This window comes from Pseudomonas sp. LH21 (genome assembly GCF_036549575.1).
Classification (GTDB): Bacteria; Pseudomonadota; Gammaproteobacteria; order Pseudomonadales; family Pseudomonadaceae; genus Aquipseudomonas; species Aquipseudomonas peradeniyensis.
The window spans coordinates 417,868-436,795 of record NZ_CP144367.1; the positions used below are offsets into that span (position 1 = coordinate 417,868).

Below are 18,928 nucleotides of genomic sequence, written 5' to 3' on the forward strand. Positions count from 1 at the left end.
TACTCCTCAGCAGTCCAGTGGGTTGCGCTTGTCCGGATCGATACCGAACTTGACGATGGCGTCAGCCACAACCTTGGGTTCGATCTCGCCACGGTCAGCCAGGGCTTCCAGGGCAGCCAGCACCACGAAGTGGCGGTCGACTTCGAAGAAGTGACGCAGCTTCTTGCGGCTGTCGCTGCGACCGTAGCCGTCGGTACCCAGGACCTTGAACTCTTTGCTCGGCACCCACTGGCGAATCTGCTCGGCGAACAGCTTCATGTAGTCGGTGGAGGCGATGACCGGGCCCTTGCGACCGGCCAGGCACTCTTCGACGTAGGTCTTCTGAGGCTTCTGGCCAGGCTTGAGGCGGTTGGCGCGTTCCACGGCCAGGCCGTCGCGACGCAGTTCGTTGAAGCTGGTGACGCTCCACACGTCGGCGCCGACGTTGAACTCTTCACGCAGGATCTTCGCGGCCTCGCGGACTTCGCGCAGGATGGTGCCGGAGCCCATCAGCTGTACGTGGTGCGCGGCTTCGCGGGTGTCTTCCTCGAGCAGGTACATGCCCTTGATGATGCCGTCCTCGACACCGGCCGGCATGGCTGGCTGCTGGTACGACTCGTTCATCACGGTGATGTAGTAGAAGATGTCCTGTTGCTCTTCGGTCATCTTCTTCATGCCGTCCTGGATGATCACCGCCAGCTCGTAGCCGTAGGTCGGATCGTAGGTGCGGCAGTTCGGGATGGTGCCCGCCATCATGTGGCTGTGACCGTCTTCGTGCTGCAGGCCTTCACCGTTGAGGGTGGTACGGCCGGCGGTACCGCCGATCAGGAAGCCACGGGTGCGGCTGTCGCCAGCGGCCCAGGCCAGGTCGCCGATACGCTGGAAGCCGAACATCGAATAGAAGATGTAGAACGGCAGCATCGGCTGGTTGTGGCAGCTGTACGAGGTACCGGCAGCGATGAACGACGACATGGCGCCGGCTTCGTTGATGCCCTCTTCGAGGATCTGGCCCTTCTTGTCTTCGCGGTAGAACATCACCTGGTCTTTATCGACTGGCTCGTAGAGCTGGCCGACCGACGAGTAGATGCCCAGCTGGCGGAACATGCCTTCCATACCGAAGGTACGGGCTTCGTCCGGGATGATCGGAACGATGCGCTGGCCGATGTCCTTGTCCTTGACCAGCTGCGCCAGGATGCGCACGAAGGCCATGGTAGTGGAGATTTCGCGGTCGCCCGAGCCGTCCAGGATCGCTTTCAGCGTTTCCAGTGGCGGGGTCGGCACGCTGAAGCTCTTGGCGCGGCGCTGTGGCACGAAACCGCCCAGGGCAGCACGGCGCTCGGCCAGGTACTTGGCTTCGGCAGACCCTTCTTCCGGCTTGAAGAACGGCAGGTTCTCCAGATCCGCATCCTTGACCGGGATGTCGAAGCGGTCACGGAAGTGACGCAGGCTGTCGACGTCGACCTTCTTGGTGTTGTGCGCGGTGTTCTTGGCTTCGCCGGCACCGGTACCGTAACCCTTGATGGTCTTGGCCAGGATGACGGTCGGCTGCTCTTTGTGGTTAACAGCCTGGTGGTACGCCGCGTAGACCTTGTACGGGTCGTGGCCGCCACGGTTGAGCTTCCAGATCTCGTCGTCGGACAGGTCTTCGACCATGGCCTTGAGCTCTGGGGTATTGAAGAAGTTCTCACGAACGTACGCGCCATCTTTGGCTTTGTAGTTCTGGTACTCGCCGTCGATGACTTCGTCCATGCGGCGCTGCAGGGCGCCATTGGTGTCCTTGGCCAACAGTGGGTCCCAGAAGCGGCCCCAGACCACCTTGTTGACGTTCCAGCCACCGCCACGGAACACGCCTTCGAGTTCCTGGATGATCTTGCCGTTGCCGCGAACCGGGCCGTCGAGGCGCTGCAGGTTGCAGTTGATGACGAAGATCAGGTTGTCCAGCTTCTCGCGGCCGGCCAGGGCGATTGCGCCCAGGGATTCCGGCTCGTCGCACTCGCCGTCGCCCATGAAGCACCAGACCTTCTGCTTGCCGGCCGGGATGAAGCCGCGCGCTTCCAGGTACTTCATGAAGCGAGCCTGGTAGATGGCCTGGATCGGACCCAGGCCCATCGATACGGTCGGGAACTGCCAGAAGTCAGGCATCAGCCATGGGTGCGGGTACGAAGACAGGCCGTTGCCGTCCACTTCCTGACGGAAGTTGTTCATCTGGTCTTCGCTGATGCGGCCTTCCATGAAGGCACGGGCGTAGACGCCTGGCGAGGCGTGGCCCTGGAAGAAGATCAGGTCGCCGCCGTGTTCGTCGGTCGGGGCCTGGAAGAAGTAGTTGAAGCCGATGTCGTACAGGGTGGCGCTGGAGGCGAAGCTGGAGATGTGTCCGCCCAGGTCCGAGTCTTTCAGGTTGGTGCGCATGACCATGGCCAGGGCGTTCCAACGCACCATCGAGCGGATGCGGCGTTCCATGAACAGGTCGCCAGGCATGCGTGCTTCGTGGGTGACAGGGATGGTGTTGCGGTACGGCGTGGTGATGGCATACGGCAGCTGGGAGCCACTACGGGTGGCCAGCTCGCCCATACGGGTCATCAGGTAATGAGCGCGGTCTTCGCCTTCTTTGTCGAGGACCGACTCCAGGGCATCCAGCCATTCCTGGGTTTCGATTGGATCGAGGTCTTGCATGGCTTGCTCCAGGGCGGAAAGGCCACCAGAATCGATGGCCTGAGTTTGCGACTGGCCTTATGGGCAGACGTCGTGAATTCTTGGATTACCGGACAGTCATCCGGCGCGGTGTAGTTTTACTACAAATGCTTTCTCATTTCATGCTTTGGCAGGTCATGAGTAGTAGTAAAACTACACAAATGCGACGTTTGGTCGCATCCCGGGTTGTGGGGAAAAACGTTCATGTTGGTTGGCGGTGTGTCGATAGCAGGTGAATCTTGATGGGTTTTGCCAAATTTTTGATTGTTTCAGCTATTTCCAACTTTTGTACGACAGTCCAACCGTGGTCCAACCCCCGTTTGACCTCTGCAACCGCTCTCTTTCACGCCGATCAAGGATAGACCATGCGCCTGCCTTTGCCGCTCGATCTGCCTGCCGCCCTCCAACCGCTGGTCGCTCGCAACCAGCAATTCCTGCGCGATGCCCTGGCAGGTCACCCTGACCTGGATCTGGATAGCCTGAGTGCCGAGCACCGAAACCAGTTCGACCAGGTCGCCGCCGCCAGCGACTTCGTCCTGGCCCAGGCCCAGCGTGAGCCGGCGATGCTGTTCGAGCTGCTGATCAGCGGCGTGATGGACCAGGCGTTCGCGCCTGGCCAGCTGCGCGCGCAGATCAACGCCGTGGCCCAGGCTGCCCAGAATGAGGACGAGCTGGCGCGCAACCTGCGCCGCGAGCGCAACCGCCAGCAACTGCGCATCATCTGGCGCGACATTACCCGCCAGGCCGCGTTGCCCGAAACCTGCCGCGACCTGTCCGACCTGGCCGATGCCAGCATCGACGAAGCCTATCAATGGCTGTACCCGCGCCACTGCCAGCAGTTCGGCACGCCCATCGGCAACCGCAGCGGCCAGCCGCAGCACCTGGTGGTGCTGGGCATGGGCAAGTTGGGCGCGGTGGAACTGAACCTGTCGTCCGACATCGACCTGATCTTCGCCTTCCCCGAGGGCGGCGAAACCGAAGGGGTCAAGCGCTCGCTGGACAATCAGGAGTTCTTCACCCGCCTGGGCCAGCGTCTGATCAAGGCGCTCGACCCGGTCACCGTGGACGGTTTCGTGTTCCGCGTCGACATGCGCCTGCGCCCCTATGGCTCGGCCGGCGCGCTGGTGCTCAGCTTCAATGCCCTGGAGCAGTACTACCAGGACCAGGGGCGCGACTGGGAGCGCTACGCCATGATCAAGGCGCGGGTGGTCGCCGGTGACCAGGTGGCCGGCGCGCAGCTGCAGGAGATGCTGCGGCCGTTCGTCTACCGGCGCTACCTGGACTTCTCCGCCATCGAGGCGCTGCGCACCATGAAGCAGCTGATCCAGCAGGAAGTGCGGCGCAAGGGCATGGCCGACAACATCAAGCTCGGTGCCGGCGGCATTCGCGAGGTGGAGTTCATCGCCCAGGCGTTCCAGCTGATTCACGGCGGGCGCGACCTGAGCCTGCAACAGCGGCCGTTGCTCAAGGTGCTGACCACCCTGGAAGGGCAGGGCTACCTGCCGCCGGCCGTGGTCGCCGAGCTGCGCGACGGCTATGAATTCCTGCGCTACACCGAGCACGCGATCCAGGCCATCGCCGACCGCCAGACCCAGATGCTGCCGGACGATCCGACCGACCGCGAGCGCATCGCCTACATGCTTGGCTTTGCCGACTGGGACAGCTTCCACGGGCAATTAGTGCACTGGCGTGGGCGCATCGACTGGCACTTTCGTCAGGTCATCGCCGACCCGGATGAAGACGAAGCCGAAGGCGAGCTGGTGGTCGGCGGCGAGTGGTCGCCCCTGTGGGAGCAGGCCCAGGATGAAGACGCCGCTTCCCGCCAACTGGAGGAAGCCGGCTTCCGGCAGCCGGCCGAGGCCCTGCGCCGCCTGGCCGCGCTGCGCGCCAGCCCGACCCTGCGCTCGATGCAGCGCATCGGTCGCGAGCGCTTGGACGCCTTCATTCCGCGGCTGCTGGCCCAGGCGGTCGAGCACGACAACCCCGACCTGGTGCTGGAGCGGGTGCTGCCATTGGTCGAGGCCGTGGCGCGGCGCTCTGCCTACCTGGTGCTGCTTACCGAGAACCCTGGCGCCCTGCGCCGCCTGCTGACCCTGTGCGCCGCCAGCCCGTGGATCGCCGAGCAGATGGCCCGCTACCCGCTGCTGCTCGACGAACTGCTCAACGAGGGCCGGTTGTTCAGCCCGCCGTTGGCGCCAGAGCTGGCCGCGGAGCTGCGCGAGCGCCTGACACGCATCCCCGAGGACGACCTGGAACAGCAGATGGAGGCCCTGCGTCACTTCAAGCTGGCCCACAGCCTGCGCGTGGCCGCCTCGGAGATCAGCGGCAACCTGCCGTTGATGAAGGTCAGCGATTATCTGACCTGGCTGGCCGAGGCGATTCTCGACCAGGTGCTGGCCCTGGCCTGGCGCCAGACCGTGGCGCGCCATGGCCAGCCAAAACGCAGCGACGGCAGCCTGTGCGACCCGGGCTTCATCATTGTCGGCTATGGCAAGGTCGGTGGCCTGGAGCTGGGTCACGGTTCGGACCTGGACCTGGTGTTCATCCACGATGGCGACCCGAATGCCGAAACCGACGGCGCGAAACCCATCGACAGCGCGCAGTTCTACACCCGCCTGGGCCAGCGCATCATCCACCTGCTGACCACCCAGACCAACTCCGGCCAGCTTTACGACGTGGACATGCGCCTGCGTCCGTCCGGCGCCTCGGGGCTGCTGGTCAGCTCGCTGGGCGCCTTCGAGCGCTATCAGCAGAACGAGGCCTGGACCTGGGAGCACCAGGCCTTGGTGCGGGCCCGCGTATTGGTGGGTTGCAAGCAGGTGGCGACGGCTTTCGAGGCAGTGCGGGCGCAGGTCCTCGGCCAGCCCCGCGACCTCGACAAGCTGCGCGTCGAAGTCAGCGAGATGCGCGCCAAGATGCGCGACAACCTGGGCACCAAGGCCACTGCCGCCGGCACCGCGGGCAACGCCTTCGAGGCCGGCCAGCCGTTCGATATCAAGCAGGATGCCGGCGGTATCGTGGATATCGAATTTATGGTGCAATACGCCGCTTTGGCCTGGTCCCACGACCACCCGGCCATACTGCGCTGGACCGACAACATCCGCATCCTCGAAGAGCTGGAGCAGGCCGGGCTGATGCCCGCCGCCGACGCCGTGCTGCTGCGCGAGGTGTACAAGGCGTTCCGCTCGGCGTCGCACCGCCAGGCCTTGCAGAAGCAGGCCGGGGTGATCGATGCGGCGCAGTTTGTCGATGAGCGTCGTGAGGTAAGGCGGATCTGGGGGCAGTTGGGCCTGGCCTGAGGTTGGTGCCGTCCCTGTGGGAGCGGGTTTACCCGCGAAGAAAGCGCCGCGGTGGCTGGCACGGGCTACGCCCGTGTTCGCGGGTAAACCCGCTCCCACAGGGGCCTCGATCACGAGCGAGTGCCACCGGTGGTACACTGTCCGCCACATAGCCTGAATATAAAGAGGGGAGGCCAGGTTGTAGCGCAGCCTGCAGCCTCCCCGAATGTTTCTGGATAAAGCATGAGAATACTGATCATTGGCCCCAGCTGGGTCGGCGACATGGTGATGGCGCAGACCCTGTTCCAGTGCCTCAAACAGCAGCACCCCGACTGCGTGATCGACGTCCTGGCCCCCGAGTGGAGCCGGCCGATCCTCGAGCGCATGCCCGAGGTGCGCCAGGCCTTGAGCTTCCCGCTCGGCCACGGCGCGCTGGAGCTGGCCACGCGCCGGCGCATCGGCAAGTCGCTGGCCGGTCAGTACGACCAGGCGATCCTGCTGCCCAACTCGCTCAAGTCGGCGCTGGTGCCGTATTTCGCCGGTATCCCCAAACGCACCGGCTGGCGCGGCGAGATGCGCTACCTGCTGCTCAACGACGTGCGCAAGCTGGACAAGGCCCGCTATCCGCTGATGATCGAGCGCTTCATGGCCCTGGCCTACGCAGCGGATGCCGAGCTGCCCAAGCCTTACCCGCGTCCGAGCCTGCAGATCGAAGCCGCCAGCCGCGAAGCCGCCCTGGCCAAGTTCGGCCTGGCGCTGGACCGTCCGGTGCTGGCGCTGTGTCCGGGCGCCGAGTTCGGCGAGGCCAAGCGCTGGCCGGCCGAGCATTACGCCGAGGTGGCCGACGCGATGATCCGCCAGGGCTGGCAGGTGTGGCTGTTCGGCTCGAAGAACGACCACCCGGTGGGCGAGCAGATTCGCGACCGGCTGATCCCGGGGCTGCGCGAGGAATCCTGCAACCTGGCGGGTGAAACCTCACTGGCCGAGGCCATCGACCTGATGTCCTGCGCCGATGCGGTGGTGTCCAACGACTCCGGCCTTATGCATGTGGCCGCCGCCCTCAACCGCCCCCTGGTGGCGGTGTACGGCTCGACCTCGCCGGGCTTCACCCCGCCGCTGGCCGACCAGGTGGAGGTGGTGCGCACCGGTATCGAGTGCAGCCCGTGCTTCGAGCGCACCTGCCGCTTCGGCCACTACAACTGCCTGCGCCTGCTGGAGCCGGCCAAGGTCATCGCCGCGCTGCAGGGCCTGGGCGGGCCGAACCTGATCGATACCGTGGTCGAGGTCGACTGAGTGCGGGTACTGATCATCAAGACCTCGTCGCTGGGCGATGTCATCCACACCCTGCCGGCGCTTACCGACGCCGCCCACGCCATCCCCGGCATCCGTTTCGACTGGGTGGTGGAAGAAGGCTTCGCCGAGATTCCCAGCTGGCATCCGGCAGTTGACCGGGTGATCCCGGTGGCGATCCGCCGCTGGCGCAAGAATCTCTGGCAGACGCTCAAGAGCGGCGAGTGGAAGGCGTTCAAGCAACGCCTGCGCGAACACAAGTACGACCTGGTGATCGACGCCCAGGGCCTGGTCAAGTCGGCCTGGCTGACGCGCTACGTGAAAGCGCCGGTGGCCGGCCTGGACCGTTACTCGGCCCGCGAGGGCTGGGCCAGCCGCTTCTACGACCGGCGTCTGTCGGTCGCTGTCGGCCAGCACGCCGTGGAGCGCGTGCGCCAGCTGTTCGCCCTGGCCCTGGCCTACGACCTGCCGGAAGGGCTGGGCGACTATGGCCTGGACCTCAACCGCCTGCAACTGCCGCCGGCCGCACCCTACGTGGTGTTCCTGCACGGCACCACCTGGGCCACCAAGCACTGGCCGGAGGCCTACTGGCGCGAGCTGGCCGAGCGCATGGGCCGGCGCAAGCTGCAGGTGATGCTGCCGTGGGGCAACCCGGCGGAAAAGGCCCGCGCCGAGCGCATTGCCCAAGGCTTGAACAACTGCCAGGTGCTCCCCAAGTTGAACCTGGCCGGCGTTGCCCGCGTGCTGGCGGCGGCCAAGGCCTGCGTGGCGGTGGACACCGGCCTCGGTCACCTGGCCGCTGCCCTGGATGTGCCGACCATCTCGCTGTTCGGCCCGACCAACCCTGGTCTGACTGGCGCCTACGGACGCGCCCAGATCCACCAGGCGAGCGACTTCCCCTGCGCCCCGTGCCTGCAGAAGAAGTGCACCTACAAACCGAGCGCCGAGGACCTGCGTCGGTTCGATCTCAAACGCGAGTGGCCGCTGTGCTTCACTCGCCTGAATCCCGAGCATGTGGCGGGCCGCTTGAGCGCGCTGCTGCTGGCTGAGGATGTTCGTTGATGCAACTGGCTTTTGTGCTCTACAAGTATTTCCCCTTTGGCGGGCTGCAGCGCGATTTCATGCGCATCGCCCTCGAGTGCCAGAAACGGGGCCATCAGATCCGCGTGTACACGCTGATCTGGGAAGGTGATATTCCACCGGGCTTCGAGGTGCTGGTGGCGCCGGTCAAGGCGCTGTTCAACCACCGCCGCAACGAGAAGCTCAGCGCCTGGATGGAAGCCGACCTGGCCAAGCGCCCGGTCGATCGCCTGATCGGCTTCAACAAGATGCCCGGCCTGGACGTCTACTACGCCGCCGACGGCTGTTTCGAGGACAAGGCCCAGACCCTGCGCGGCGGCCTGTACCGCCGCTGGGGTCGCTACCGCCATTTCGCCGAATACGAGCGGGCGGTGTTCGCCAGGGACGCGCGCACCGAGATCCTGATGATCTCCGAGGTGCAGCAGCCGCTGTTCATCAAGCACTACGGTACCCCCGAGGCGCGCTTCCACCTGCTGCCGCCGGGCATTTCCCAGGACCGCCGCCGCCCGGCCGACGCCGCGGCCATCCGCGCCGATTTCCGTCAGGAGTTCGGCGTGGCCGACGACGAACTGCTGCTGGTGCAGATCGGCTCGGGCTTCAAGACCAAGGGCGTGGACCGCAGCCTCAAGGCCCTGGCGGCGTTGCCGTCGGCCCTGCGCAAGCGTACCAGGCTGATGGTCATCGGCCAGGACGACCCCAAGCTGTTCCAGGTGCAGAGCACGGCGCTCGGCCTGGGCGAGCAGGTGCAGTTCCTCAAGGGCCGCAGCGACATTCCGCGTTTCCTGCTCGGTGCCGACCTGCTGATCCACCCGGCCTACAACGAGAACACCGGCACCGTGCTGCTTGAAGCGCTGGTCGCCGGCCTGCCGGTGCTGGTGTCCAAGGTCTGCGGCTATGCCCACTACATCGCCGAGGCCGACAGCGGCCTGGTGCTGGACGAGCCGTTCGAGCAGGAGCAGTTGAACCGTTACCTGCAACGCATGCTCGAAGACGCCGGGGCCCGTGCGGCCTGGTCGGACAACGGTGTGGCCTTCGCCGAGACCGCCGACCTGTACAGCATGCCGCAGCATGCCGCCGACGTGATCCTCGGTCAGGAGACCGCATGAAGCTGATACTGGCCGAACCGTTCAAGCGCCTGTGGGCCGGGCGCGACCCCTTCGAGGCCGTCGAGGCCCTGCAGGGCGAGGTGTACCGCGAGCTGGAAGGCCGCCGCACCCTGCGCACCGAGGTCGATGGCGCGGGCTTCTTCGTCAAGATCCACCGCGGCATCGGCTGGGGCGAGATCTTCAAGAACCTGTTCAGCGCCAAACTGCCAGTGCTCGGCGCCGGCCAGGAATGGCGGGCCATCCAGCGCCTGCATGAAGCCGGTGTGCCGACCATGACCGCAGTGGCCTACGGCGAGCGTGGCAGCAACCCGGCCACCCAGCACTCGTTCATCGTCACCGAGGAACTGGCGCCCACTGTCAGCCTGGAAGACTTCAGCATCGACTGGGTGAAGCAGCCGCCAGCGCCGCGCCTGAAGCGCGCGCTGATCGCCGAAGTGGCGAAGATGACCGGTGGCATGCATCGCGCCGGAGTCAACCACCGCGACTGCTATATCTGCCACTTCCTGCTGCACACCGACCGCCCGGTGACGCCGGAAGACTTCAAACTGTCGGTGATCGACCTGCACCGCGCCCAGACCCGGGCGAAGATCACCCGTCGCTGGCGTGACAAGGACCTGGCCGCCCTGTACTTCTCGGCGCTGGACATCGGCCTGACCCGCCGCGACAAGCTGCGCTTCCTGCGCGGCTACTTCCAGCGTCCGTTGCGCCAGGTGCTCAAGGACGAAGCCGCACTGCTCGCCTGGCTGGAGCGCAAGGCGCAGAAACTCTACGACCGCAAGCAACGTTACGGGGACGCACTCTGATGGCGAGCTGGAACCTGGCGCCCGAGTATGCGCACCTGGCGGCCGATTTCGGCAGTATCGACGCGGTGTTCGCCATTCAGGGCGAGCGCCTGACCCGCGACCCGCTGAGCGAGGTCATCCGCATCGAGCGCGATGGCGTCAACTACTACGTCAAGCGCTACACCGGCGCCGGCAAGCACATGCGCCGCTACCTGGGCCGGCCGCGGGTCAAGGCCGAGTGGCAGAACCTCAAGCAGTTCGCCAAGTGGGGCATCCCCACCGCCGATGTGGTCGCCTGGGGGCTCGAGCGGCAGGGCCTGGCCTTTGGCCGCGGGGCGATGATTACCCGCGAGCTGCCGCGCACCGAAGACCTCTCGGCGCTGGCCGAACGCAATGATCCGCGCCTGCGCGACGCCGCCTGGGTCGATCACGTCAGCCGCCAGCTGGCACGCCACACCCGGGTGATGCACGATCACCACTTCGCCCACAACGACCTTAAGTGGCGCAACCTGCTGGTCGACGACCAGGGCACGCTATTCTTCATCGATTGCCCGACCGGCGACTTCTGGCGTGGTTTCATGCTGCGCCACAGGCTGATCAAGGACCTGGCGTGCCTGGACAAGGTGGCCAAGTACCACCTGTCGGCGACCCAGCGCCTGCGCTTCTACCTGCAATACCGCGGACACGCGCGTCTGAACGCCCGTGACAAGAAGCGCATTCGCCAGGTGCTGAGCTTTTTCGAGGGAAGGGAATGACCGATTACCTGGCCAGTGCCGACCAGGCGCTGCTGCAACGGCACGGGCTGAGCGACTTCGACGCGCTGTGGGCCCTGCAGCTGGACGCCGTGGACGAACCCAACACCGGCCGTGGCGGCTGGAGCAGCGTGTTCCGCCTGGAGCTCGAGGGCAAGGGGTTCTACCTCAAGCGCCAGAGCGACTACTTCACCCGCAGCCTGCAGCGGCCCTTCGGCGAGCCGACCTTCGCCCGCGAGTTTCGCAACATCAGCCGCTACCAGAAGCTCGACATCCCCGCCCTGCAGGCGGTGTTCTATGGCGAGCGCAAGCAGGGTGGCGAGCACCGGGCGATTCTCATGACCCGGGCGCTGGACGAGTGGACCGACCTCGAACAACTGCTCGGCCGCTGGCCGCAGATGGATGCAGCGCAGCGCCAGGCGATCCTCCAGGCCTGTGGGCGGCTGGCCCGCACCCTGCACGGCGCCGGGCAGATGCACGGCTGCTTCTACCCCAAGCACATCTTCCTGCGCGAGCGGCGCGAGGGCTGGCAGGCCCAGCTGATCGACCTGGAAAAGACCCGTCCGCTGCTGTTCGGCATGCGTGACCGGGTCAAGGACCTGGAGCCGCTGCTGCGCCGCGCCCGGGCCTGGGACGAAGCGGACGTGCGCGTGCTGCTGGCGGCCTACCTGGAGCAGCCGGCGGACAGCGCCCTGGTATCCACTTGGCTGCAACGCCTGACCCAACGCCGTCGCCACAAAGAGGCCCGCTGATGCGCCTGTCCGAATTGAAGGAGGCCGGGCGCAGCCCGAGCCTGCCGCTGACCGTCACCCTCGCCGACGCCGCGGGCAGCGCCGACCTGCAGCTGCTCAGCCTGTTGCGAGTGCTGCCGGGCCAGCGTTATGTCGGCGCGGGTATCTGGCGTGGCACCAAGGTGCTGGCCAAGCTGCTGGTCGGCGGCAATGCCGCCCGGCACTTCCAGCGCGAGCGCGATGGCGCCCTGCTGATGGCCGAGCAAGGCCTGACCACCCCGCGTCTGCTGGCCGATGGCCTCAAGGAAGGCGAGGGCGGCTGGGTATTGTTCGAATACCTCGACCATGCCGAAAGCCTGGGCGAGGCCTGGGCCCGGGTGGAGCCGCTGCCGATGCTGGCCGACGAGCAGCACCTGGTGCTGGGCGAAGCCCTCACCGCCGTGGCGCAGATGCACGCCAAGGGCCTGTGGCAGGAAGACCTGCACCTGGACAACCTGCTGCGCCAGGACGGCCGGCTGTACCTGATCGACGGTGCCGGCATCAAGGCCGAGACCCCCGGCCAGCAGCTGTCGCGTCAGCGCGTGCTGGAAAACCTCGGGGTGTTCTTCGCCCAGTTGCCCAAGCGCCTGGAGCCGTTCATCGAGGAGGCGCTGGTGCACTATGTGCTGGCCAACGCCGAGCACGCGCTGCCGCTGGAAGCGCTGCACAAGCAGGTGGACAAGGTGCGCGCCTGGCGCCTGAAGGACTATCTGGACAAGGCCGGTCGCGAATGCACGCTGTTCAGCGTCGAGCGCAACCTGTCCGGGCTGCGGGCCATCCGCCGCAACGAGGTCGAAGCGATGCGCCCGGTGCTGGAGCAGGCCGATGCGCTGATCGACCAGGGGCACCTGTACAAGACCGGTGGCGCGGCCAGCGTGGCGCGTATCGAGGTGGCCGGGCGCAAGTTGGTGCTCAAGCGCTACAACATCAAGAACACCGCCCACTGGTTCAAGCGCTTCTGGCGCCCGAGCCGGGCCTGGCATTCGTGGATCGAGGGCCACCGCCTGGCGTTTCTCGACATCGCCACGCCTCGGCCCCTGGCGGTGCTGGAGCAGCGGGTGATGGGACTGCGCAGCACGGCCTACCTGGTGACCGAGTACGCCGACGGGCCGGACCTGATCGAATGCTTCGCGCCCTTCGTGGAGAGCGGCGAGGCGCCCGACGAGCAGGTCGAGGCCCTGGCGCGGGTGATGCAGCAGCTGATCCGCGAGCGCATCAGCCATGGCGACTTCAAGGGCCACAACCTGTTCTGGCAGGACGGCCAATGGTCGCTGATCGACCTCGATGCCATGTGCCAGCATGCCACCCAGCTCAGCTTCGCCCCGGCCTTCGCCCGGGACCGCGCGCGGCTGCTGCGCAACTGGCCGAGGGACAGCGCGCTGCACCAGCGGCTGGACCAGGTGTTGCCGCGGTTGGCTGATTGAATGATCAACTGACTGCGCGGTAGCCCAACCTTTCGGGCTGCGCTGACGCGCAGGGAAAAGAGATCTGATCATCACCTGCGTGGGAGCGGGCTTGTCCCGCGATCACCGGCGAAGCCGGTGCCATACGATTCATCGCGGGGCAAGCCCTCTCCCACGCTGGTCTAGTTAAATCTGCTAGTTACGTTATTTTCCATGAGGGCGGCTTACCGCCGCCAGAACCCACTCAGGCCCAGCCCGGCTGAAAGGCCCAGCCCCACCCAGGCCAGCACATCCCACATCCCATCCCCGAGCAGTGCGGCAAACAACCCGGCCGCACTGAGCACGGCGATCAGCGCCGGCCAGGCGAAGATCCTGCGGGTGCTTTGCGACTTGTGGCTCATGCCTTCGCCTCCCGTGGTTTGCGTTGCTTGCCCCACCACAGGTACAGGCCGCTGCCCAGCACGATGATGGTCAGCACATCGAGCACGGCCCAGAGGATCTGCATCGGCCGGCCACCGTAGTCGCCGAAGTGCAGGGGCTGCGACAGGCCCATGGCGTCCATGTACCAAGGGCGTTCACCCACGGCCGTCACCTCCAGGGTGCGCGCGTCGATCAGGATCGGTGTGAACAAGTGCGAGGTCAGGTTCGTGGCGCCATTCATGAACACCGCGTAGTGGTGCTCGCTGGAGAAACGCGTGCCGGGGAAGGCGATGAAGTCCGGGCGCATGCCGGGCGCGGCCTGTTCGGCGATCTTCAGCAACTGCGTGGCCGGGGCGCGCTCGGTGAGCGGCGGGGCGTCACGGTAGGGCGCGACCATCGCCGCCAGGCTGTCGTTGCGCCAGGCGGCGATCACCAGGTCGGACAGGGCGCTGATCACCCCGGTGACGCCGACCACCAGGGCCCAGGTCAGGGTGACCACGCCGATCAGGTTGTGCAGGTCCAGCCAGCGCAGGCGCCGCGACTTGTCGTGGCGGACCGTGGCGAAGCTCAGGCGACGCATGAACGGCGCGTAGAGCACGGTGCCGGAGACGATGGCGACAATGAACAGCACCCCCATGAACGCCAACAGCAGCTTTCCGGGCAACCCGGCGAACATGTCCACGTGCAGGCGCAGCATCAGCATCATGAAACCGCCGTTGGCCGCCGGCATGGCCACGGCCTCGCCGGTGCGGGCGTCGAGCATGAAGGTGTGCGAATCGTCGGGGTGGGTGCCGGCGGTGGCGGCCATGATCGCCACCACGCCGTTGGGCTCGTCTTCTTCATAGCCGAAGTACTGCATCACCTCGCCGGGGCGGTGCTGTTCGGCCTTGAGCACCAGCTGCTGCAGATCCAGGTGCGGGGTGTCGGCGGGCATCTCGCGCAGCTCTGGCGCATCGCCGAGCAGGTGCTCCAGCTCGTGGTGGAAGATCAGCGGCAGGCCGGTGAGGGCGAGCAGCAGCAGGAACAGCGTACAGACGAGGCTGCTCCAGGTGTGGATCGCTGACCAGCGGCGGATGGTTTGGCTTTTCATCACGGCTCCTTACGCCATCGCGGGGCAAGCCCGCTCCCACGCCGTTCTGTCTCGGCGTGGGAGCGGGCTTGCCCCGCGATGGGTGTTTACCACTTGTAGGTGGCGCTGGCGACGACGCTGCGCTGGTCGCCGTAGTAGCAGTAGTAGCCGTCGCAGGTGGACAGGTAGTCCTTGTTCAGCAGATTGCTGGCGTTGATCGCCACCGATGCGCCCTTGAGGCTGTTGTCCAGGCGGCCCAGGTCGTAGTGCACGGCGGCGTCGAACACCGTGTAGGCCTTGCTCTTGCCGAGCCAGGTGTTGGCTTCGTCACCGTAGCGGTTGCCGGTGTAGCGTGCGCCCAGGCCAATGCCGAAGCCGTCAAGCACACCGGTATGCCAGGTGTAGTCGGTCCACAGGGAGGCCTGCTGGTTGGGCATCTGTTGCAGGCGGTTGCCTTTGTACGGCCCTTTCTGGACTTCGGACTTGGCCAGGGTATAGGCGGCGATCACCTTCAGGTTGTCGGTGACGTCGGAGACAGCCTCAAGCTCCAGGCCATGGACTTTCACTTCACCGGTCTGGCTGGTGACCGGCGTGCCACCGATGTTGTTGGTGACCTGGACGTTCTTCTGGGTCAGGTCGTACACCGCGGCAGAGAGCAGGGTGTTGGAGCCCGGTGGCTGGTACTTGATGCCCAGCTCCCATTGCTCGCCTTCGGTCGGCTTGAACGTCTTTTCCGGGTCCGCGTCCGCGCTGCTGGCCGGCTGGAAGGATTCTGCATAGGACAGGTAGGGCACCAGGCCGGAGTCGAAGACGTAGCTGATCGCCGCGTTGCCACTGAACTTGCTGTCGCGCTGGGTGTTGGTGGCATCACCCTTGTTGAAGAACTTGGTGCCGGTGTGGACCCAGTCCTGTCGCCCGCCCAGGGTCAGGCGCCAGTTGTCGAGTGCCATCTGGTCCTGGATATAGAGGCCGGTCTGCACCGTCTTCTGGTTGTAATCGTAATAGGCCGATGAGCGAGGGGGGCGGGTGATCGGCAGACCATGGGCCGGGTTGTTGACGTCGATCGGCGGCACGTCGAAACCATAGATCGCCAGGTAGTCGTGATTGGTGCGCTGGTGATCCAGGCCAATCAACACGGTATGGCTGACGGCACCGGTGGCGAAGTCGGCCTGGAAGTTGTTGTCGACCGCGAACTGGCCGATGTTTTCCTCGGTGTTGGTGGACATGCGGTTGGCAATGCCGTCATCGGTGACCGGGGGGAAGTCTTTGTTGTAGCTGCTTACCGTAATGGTCTGGAACGAAAGCTCCGACTTGGTGTAGCGCACGTTCTGGCGGAACTGCCAGACATCGTTGAAACGATGTTCGAAGGCATAGCCCAGCGCGTAATAGGTGCGGTCGTAGTAGTCGTAATCCGGGTCACCCAGGTTCTTGTGGCGGGAGACCTTGCCGAACGGCATGTCGATCTTGGTGCCTTGGATCGGGTAGAACTGGCTGGTGGCACCGGTGTCGTCGCGGGTGAACTGGCTGAGGAAGGTCAGCGAGGTGTCTTCGTCGATGTTCCAGGTCAGGCTCGGGGCGATGTTGTAGCGCTTGTTATCGATATGGTCGATCTGCGTGCCGCTGTCGCGCACCACGCCGCTGACGCCATAGAGGAACTGGCCCTGCTCATCGAGCTTGCCGGTGCTGGCGAAATTGATCTGGCGGTGGTTGTCGCTGCCGTACTGCAGTTGGATCTCGTGGCTGCTCTCGGCCTGGGGGCGGCGGCTGACCATGTCCAGCAGACCGCCGGGCGGGGTTTGGCCATATACCGACGAGGCTGGGCCACGCAGCAGCGCAAGGCGGTCGAGGTTCCAGGTTTCGGCTTTCGGGTTGGCATACACGCCGCGGGGCAGGGGCAGGCCGTCGAGGAACTGGGTCGGCTCGAAGCCGCGCACGCGCATCCAGTCATAGCGGGTGTCGCTGCCGAAACTGGCCGAGACGATGCCCGGCATGTACTTCACCGCGTCGTCCAGGCTTTGCACGCCGCGGTCGCTCATCTGCTGGCGGGTGGCGACGGAAATGGAGCGAGGGACCTCGACCAGCGCGGTGTCGGTCTTGGTGCCGGCGGCGGTGCGCTTGGCGGTGTAGCCTTCCACCGGGCCCCAGGCACTTTCGTAGCTGCTGTTGGCATTGATGTTGGTTTCCGGCAGCGCCAGGGTGCCTTCGCTCACCGCCACCAGGCTGTAGCTGCCGGCGCTGCTCTGCTGCAGCTGCAGGCCGGTACCGCGCAGGGCGGCCTGCAGGGCGCCGACCGCATCGTACTGGCCACTGACCGGCGCCGAGTTGCGCCCGCTGACCAGTGCCGGATCCAGCGCCAGGGCGATCCCGGCCTGGCTGGCGATCTGGTTCAGGGTGCTGGCCAGCGGCGCGCTGGGCAGGTCGTAGGCACGCGGGGCGGCCTGTTCGGCGGCGAACAGGGTGGTGCTGACCAACGGGGCGGCCAGGCCGATGGCCAGGGCCATCAGGCTGGGGCGAAGCAAAGCATCAACGGCACGGGACATGCAGCGGCTCCTCGACGAAATAGTGCTGACTGCTTCCTTGCCGAGCGAGATTGGGAAAGTGACAGGGTCTTTTGAAAAAAATCTGACAGGGTTGGCACGAGCGGCGCTCAGGGCTGAATCGCCTTGGCTTCTTCGCGGGTAAACCCGCTCCCACAGGGAATGCACCAAACCTGTGGGAGCGGGTTTACCCGCGAAGGGCGGCACGCGACGCTTATCTGGCGGTAACGGTGACCCACCACGGCGTATGCCGCTCGATCTTCACCGGCAGCGCCGGCTGCAGCGAGGCCAGGGCCAGGTCGGTGTCGGTCAGCGGGAAGCTGCCGCTCACGCGCAGGTCGGCGACTTCGTCGCTGACACCCAGGTGGCCGCTGCGGTACTGTCCGAGCGCTGCCACCAGGTCGGCCAGGCGCACGTTGTCCACCACCAGCATGCCGCGGGTCCAGGCATCGCTGCCGACCGCCACGGAGCCGACCCGGCCCAGGCCGTCGGCGCTCATCAGCACCTGCTGGCCTTCGCGCAGCACCTGTTCGTCGCCACTGTTCTGCGGCTTGGCGGCCACCGAGGCCTGCAGCACCTCCAGGCGCGTGCCGGCCTCCTCACGCTTGACCAGGAAGCGCGTGCCCAGCGGGCGCAGGCGGCCATCCTCGGTGCGCACCAGCAGCGGACGGCTGTCCTTGTGGCCGGTCTCCACCGAGATCTCGCCACGATGCAGCACGATCAGCCGCTGCTCGCCGCGGAAGTCGATATCCACCGCGCTCTGGCTGTTCAGGCTCAGCAAGGTGCCGTCCTCAAGGCGCAGGGTGCGCAGCTCGCCGGTGCCGGTGCGCTGGTCGGCCAGCCAGTAGGTTGGTGACAGGGTCGGCGCTGCGGCCCAGGCGAGCAGCCCGCCGAGCAGCAGCATGCCGGCCAGGCCGCCAAGGCGCTGGCGCAGCCCGGCCCGTGACTGCAGCAGGGTGTGGCGTACCGGGCCGGCGGCGGCGCCGACGCGCTGGTCGAGCATGCCCAGTTGCAGCCAGGCGCGGGCGTGCTCCTCGTGGGCGGCGTGCCAGCGCATGAATTCGTTGCGTTCGTCCGGGGTACCGCTACCTTCGTCCAGGCACAGCTTCCAGGCAATGGCCGCCTCCAGTACCTGGCTGGAGACCGGGGCGTGGTTCATGTCGGCTCTCCGTAAAGGGCGACATAGCACTGGCGCAGGCCCTGGGCGAGGTATTGGCGCACGCGCGACACCGACACTCCGAGGCGCTCGGCGATTTCGGCGTGGCCCAGGCCGTCCAGGCGGTTGTACAGGAAGGCCGTACGGGCCTTGCTCGACAGCTTGCCCAGCAGCCGGTCGATGGCCTTGAGGTCCTCGAGGATCAGGTGCTGCTGCTCGGGCGACGGGTGTTCGGCCTCGGGCAGCAGGGCCAGTTCCGCGAGGTAGGCCTGCTCGAGGGCGGCGCGGCGGAAGTGGTCGAACAACAGGCCCTTGGCCACGGCGACCAGGAACGCGCGGGGTTCGCGGGGGGCGTCCAGGCGCTCGCGACCGAGCAGGCGCACGAAGGTGTCCTGGCTCAGGTCCTCGGCGCGCTGACGGCAGGCGGTGCTGCGCTGCAACCAGGCCAGCAGCCAGGTGCGATGGTCGCGATACAGCGCTCCGACCAGCTCGGCATGTGGACTGTGCGCAGGCGTCAAGAAGCGATCCCCGGGGAAGAATGCGTTAACTAACGATAATTATTCGCGATTGTGGCAGAGGCGGGGGTGGTGGCGCAATTGACGCTTATCGGATTGC

At 66.1% G+C, this 18,928-nt stretch carries 14 protein-coding genes; 8 read left to right on the forward strand and 6 right to left on the reverse strand.

Annotated features, from left to right (window positions below; translation table 11 throughout):
• Window positions 1-6: 6 nt before the first annotated feature.
• Window positions 7-2,652 carry a pyruvate dehydrogenase (acetyl-transferring), homodimeric type gene (gene aceE / locus VUG52_RS02025; protein WP_050703457.1) on the reverse strand — a complete coding sequence of 882 codons (2,646 nt, stop codon included), beginning with the start codon at window positions 2,650-2,652 and terminating at the stop codon, window positions 7-9.
• A gap of 383 nt (window positions 2,653-3,035) precedes the next feature.
• On the opposite strand from aceE, the gene glnE reads away from it, so the two are divergent.
• The 8 genes from glnE (at window position 3,036) to VUG52_RS02065 (ending at window position 13,152) form a co-directional block, all read left to right on the forward strand.
• Window positions 3,036-5,969 (forward strand): bifunctional [glutamate--ammonia ligase]-adenylyl-L-tyrosine phosphorylase/[glutamate--ammonia-ligase] adenylyltransferase, encoded by a 2,934-nt coding sequence (glnE, locus tag VUG52_RS02030; RefSeq protein ID WP_050703458.1) that lies wholly within the window; start codon window positions 3,036-3,038, stop codon window positions 5,967-5,969.
• 222 nt (window positions 5,970-6,191) lie between these two features.
• Window positions 6,192-7,241, forward strand: a complete 1,050-nt coding sequence (gene waaF / locus VUG52_RS02035) for a lipopolysaccharide heptosyltransferase II (RefSeq protein WP_050703459.1) — start codon at window positions 6,192-6,194, stop codon at window positions 7,239-7,241.
• Complete coding sequence (gene waaC / locus VUG52_RS02040) at window positions 7,242-8,300, forward strand: lipopolysaccharide heptosyltransferase I (RefSeq protein ID WP_028689090.1); 1,059 nt, start codon at window positions 7,242-7,244, stop codon at window positions 8,298-8,300.
• The gene (locus VUG52_RS02045; protein ID WP_050703460.1) at window positions 8,300-9,424 is read left to right on the forward strand and encodes a glycosyltransferase family 4 protein; all 1,125 of its coding nucleotides are present in this window, start codon (window positions 8,300-8,302) and stop codon (window positions 9,422-9,424) included. Before waaC ends, VUG52_RS02045 begins: the two co-directional genes overlap by 1 nt.
• Window positions 9,421-10,227 carry a lipopolysaccharide core heptose(I) kinase RfaP gene (gene rfaP, locus VUG52_RS02050; RefSeq protein WP_050703461.1) on the forward strand — a complete coding sequence of 269 codons (807 nt, stop codon included), beginning with the start codon at window positions 9,421-9,423 and terminating at the stop codon, window positions 10,225-10,227. Before VUG52_RS02045 ends, rfaP begins: the two co-directional genes overlap by 4 nt.
• Entirely contained in the window at window positions 10,227-10,961 is a 735-nt protein-coding gene (locus tag VUG52_RS02055; protein WP_050703462.1) for a lipopolysaccharide kinase InaA family protein, read from the forward strand. The genes rfaP and VUG52_RS02055 overlap by 1 nt, the downstream gene beginning before the upstream one ends.
• Window positions 10,958-11,710, forward strand: coding sequence for a lipopolysaccharide kinase InaA family protein (locus tag VUG52_RS02060; protein WP_050703463.1), 753 nt, complete (start codon window positions 10,958-10,960; stop codon window positions 11,708-11,710). The genes VUG52_RS02055 and VUG52_RS02060 overlap by 4 nt, the downstream gene beginning before the upstream one ends.
• Complete coding sequence (locus tag VUG52_RS02065) at window positions 11,710-13,152, forward strand: lipopolysaccharide kinase InaA family protein (RefSeq protein ID WP_331832381.1); 1,443 nt, start codon at window positions 11,710-11,712, stop codon at window positions 13,150-13,152. Before VUG52_RS02060 ends, VUG52_RS02065 begins: the two co-directional genes overlap by 1 nt.
• A gap of 203 nt (window positions 13,153-13,355) precedes the next feature.
• Here the strand turns inward: VUG52_RS02065 and VUG52_RS02070 are convergent, their stop codons facing one another.
• The 5 genes from VUG52_RS02070 to VUG52_RS02090 all read right to left on the reverse strand — a co-directional run bounded on the left by VUG52_RS02070 (window position 13,356) and on the right by VUG52_RS02090 (window position 18,831).
• A complete protein-coding gene (locus VUG52_RS02070; protein WP_262950007.1) occupies window positions 13,356-13,532 on the reverse strand; it encodes a hypothetical protein in 177 nt (58 codons plus the stop codon).
• Window positions 13,529-14,641, reverse strand: a complete 1,113-nt coding sequence (locus VUG52_RS02075) for a PepSY-associated TM helix domain-containing protein (RefSeq protein WP_262950006.1) — start codon at window positions 14,639-14,641, stop codon at window positions 13,529-13,531. Before VUG52_RS02075 ends, VUG52_RS02070 begins: the two co-directional genes overlap by 4 nt.
• Before the next feature lie 86 nt (window positions 14,642-14,727).
• The gene (locus VUG52_RS02080) at window positions 14,728-17,160 is read right to left on the reverse strand and encodes a TonB-dependent siderophore receptor (RefSeq protein ID WP_050703466.1); all 2,433 of its coding nucleotides are present in this window, start codon (window positions 17,158-17,160) and stop codon (window positions 14,728-14,730) included.
• 211 nt (window positions 17,161-17,371) lie between these two features.
• Window positions 17,372-18,316, reverse strand: a complete 945-nt coding sequence (locus tag VUG52_RS02085) for a FecR domain-containing protein (protein WP_050703467.1) — start codon at window positions 18,314-18,316, stop codon at window positions 17,372-17,374.
• The gene (locus tag VUG52_RS02090) at window positions 18,313-18,831 is read right to left on the reverse strand and encodes an RNA polymerase sigma factor (RefSeq protein ID WP_050703468.1); all 519 of its coding nucleotides are present in this window, start codon (window positions 18,829-18,831) and stop codon (window positions 18,313-18,315) included. Before VUG52_RS02090 ends, VUG52_RS02085 begins: the two co-directional genes overlap by 4 nt.
• Between the last annotated feature and the right edge of the window lie 97 nt (window positions 18,832-18,928).

Bases quoted from the DNA above. Each gene is read 5' to 3' on its own strand.
- aceE (WP_050703457.1), bottom strand. From the start codon at position 2,652: ATGCAAGACCTCGATCCAATCGAAACCCAGGAATGGCTGGATGCCCTG.
- glnE (WP_050703458.1), top strand. From the start codon at position 3,036: ATGCGCCTGCCTTTGCCGCTCGATCTGCCTGCCGCCCTCCAACCGCTG.
- waaF (WP_050703459.1), top strand. From the start codon at position 6,192: ATGAGAATACTGATCATTGGCCCCAGCTGGGTCGGCGACATGGTGATG.
- VUG52_RS02045 (WP_050703460.1), top strand. From the start codon at position 8,300: ATGCAACTGGCTTTTGTGCTCTACAAGTATTTCCCCTTTGGCGGGCTG.
- rfaP (WP_050703461.1), top strand. From the start codon at position 9,421: ATGAAGCTGATACTGGCCGAACCGTTCAAGCGCCTGTGGGCCGGGCGC.
- VUG52_RS02055 (WP_050703462.1), top strand. From the start codon at position 10,227: ATGGCGAGCTGGAACCTGGCGCCCGAGTATGCGCACCTGGCGGCCGAT.
- VUG52_RS02060 (WP_050703463.1), top strand. From the start codon at position 10,958: ATGACCGATTACCTGGCCAGTGCCGACCAGGCGCTGCTGCAACGGCAC.
- VUG52_RS02065 (WP_331832381.1), top strand. From the start codon at position 11,710: ATGCGCCTGTCCGAATTGAAGGAGGCCGGGCGCAGCCCGAGCCTGCCG.
- VUG52_RS02070 (WP_262950007.1), bottom strand. From the start codon at position 13,532: ATGAGCCACAAGTCGCAAAGCACCCGCAGGATCTTCGCCTGGCCGGCG.
- VUG52_RS02075 (WP_262950006.1), bottom strand. From the start codon at position 14,641: ATGAAAAGCCAAACCATCCGCCGCTGGTCAGCGATCCACACCTGGAGC.
- VUG52_RS02080 (WP_050703466.1), bottom strand. From the start codon at position 17,160: ATGTCCCGTGCCGTTGATGCTTTGCTTCGCCCCAGCCTGATGGCCCTG.
- VUG52_RS02085 (WP_050703467.1), bottom strand. From the start codon at position 18,316: ATGAACCACGCCCCGGTCTCCAGCCAGGTACTGGAGGCGGCCATTGCC.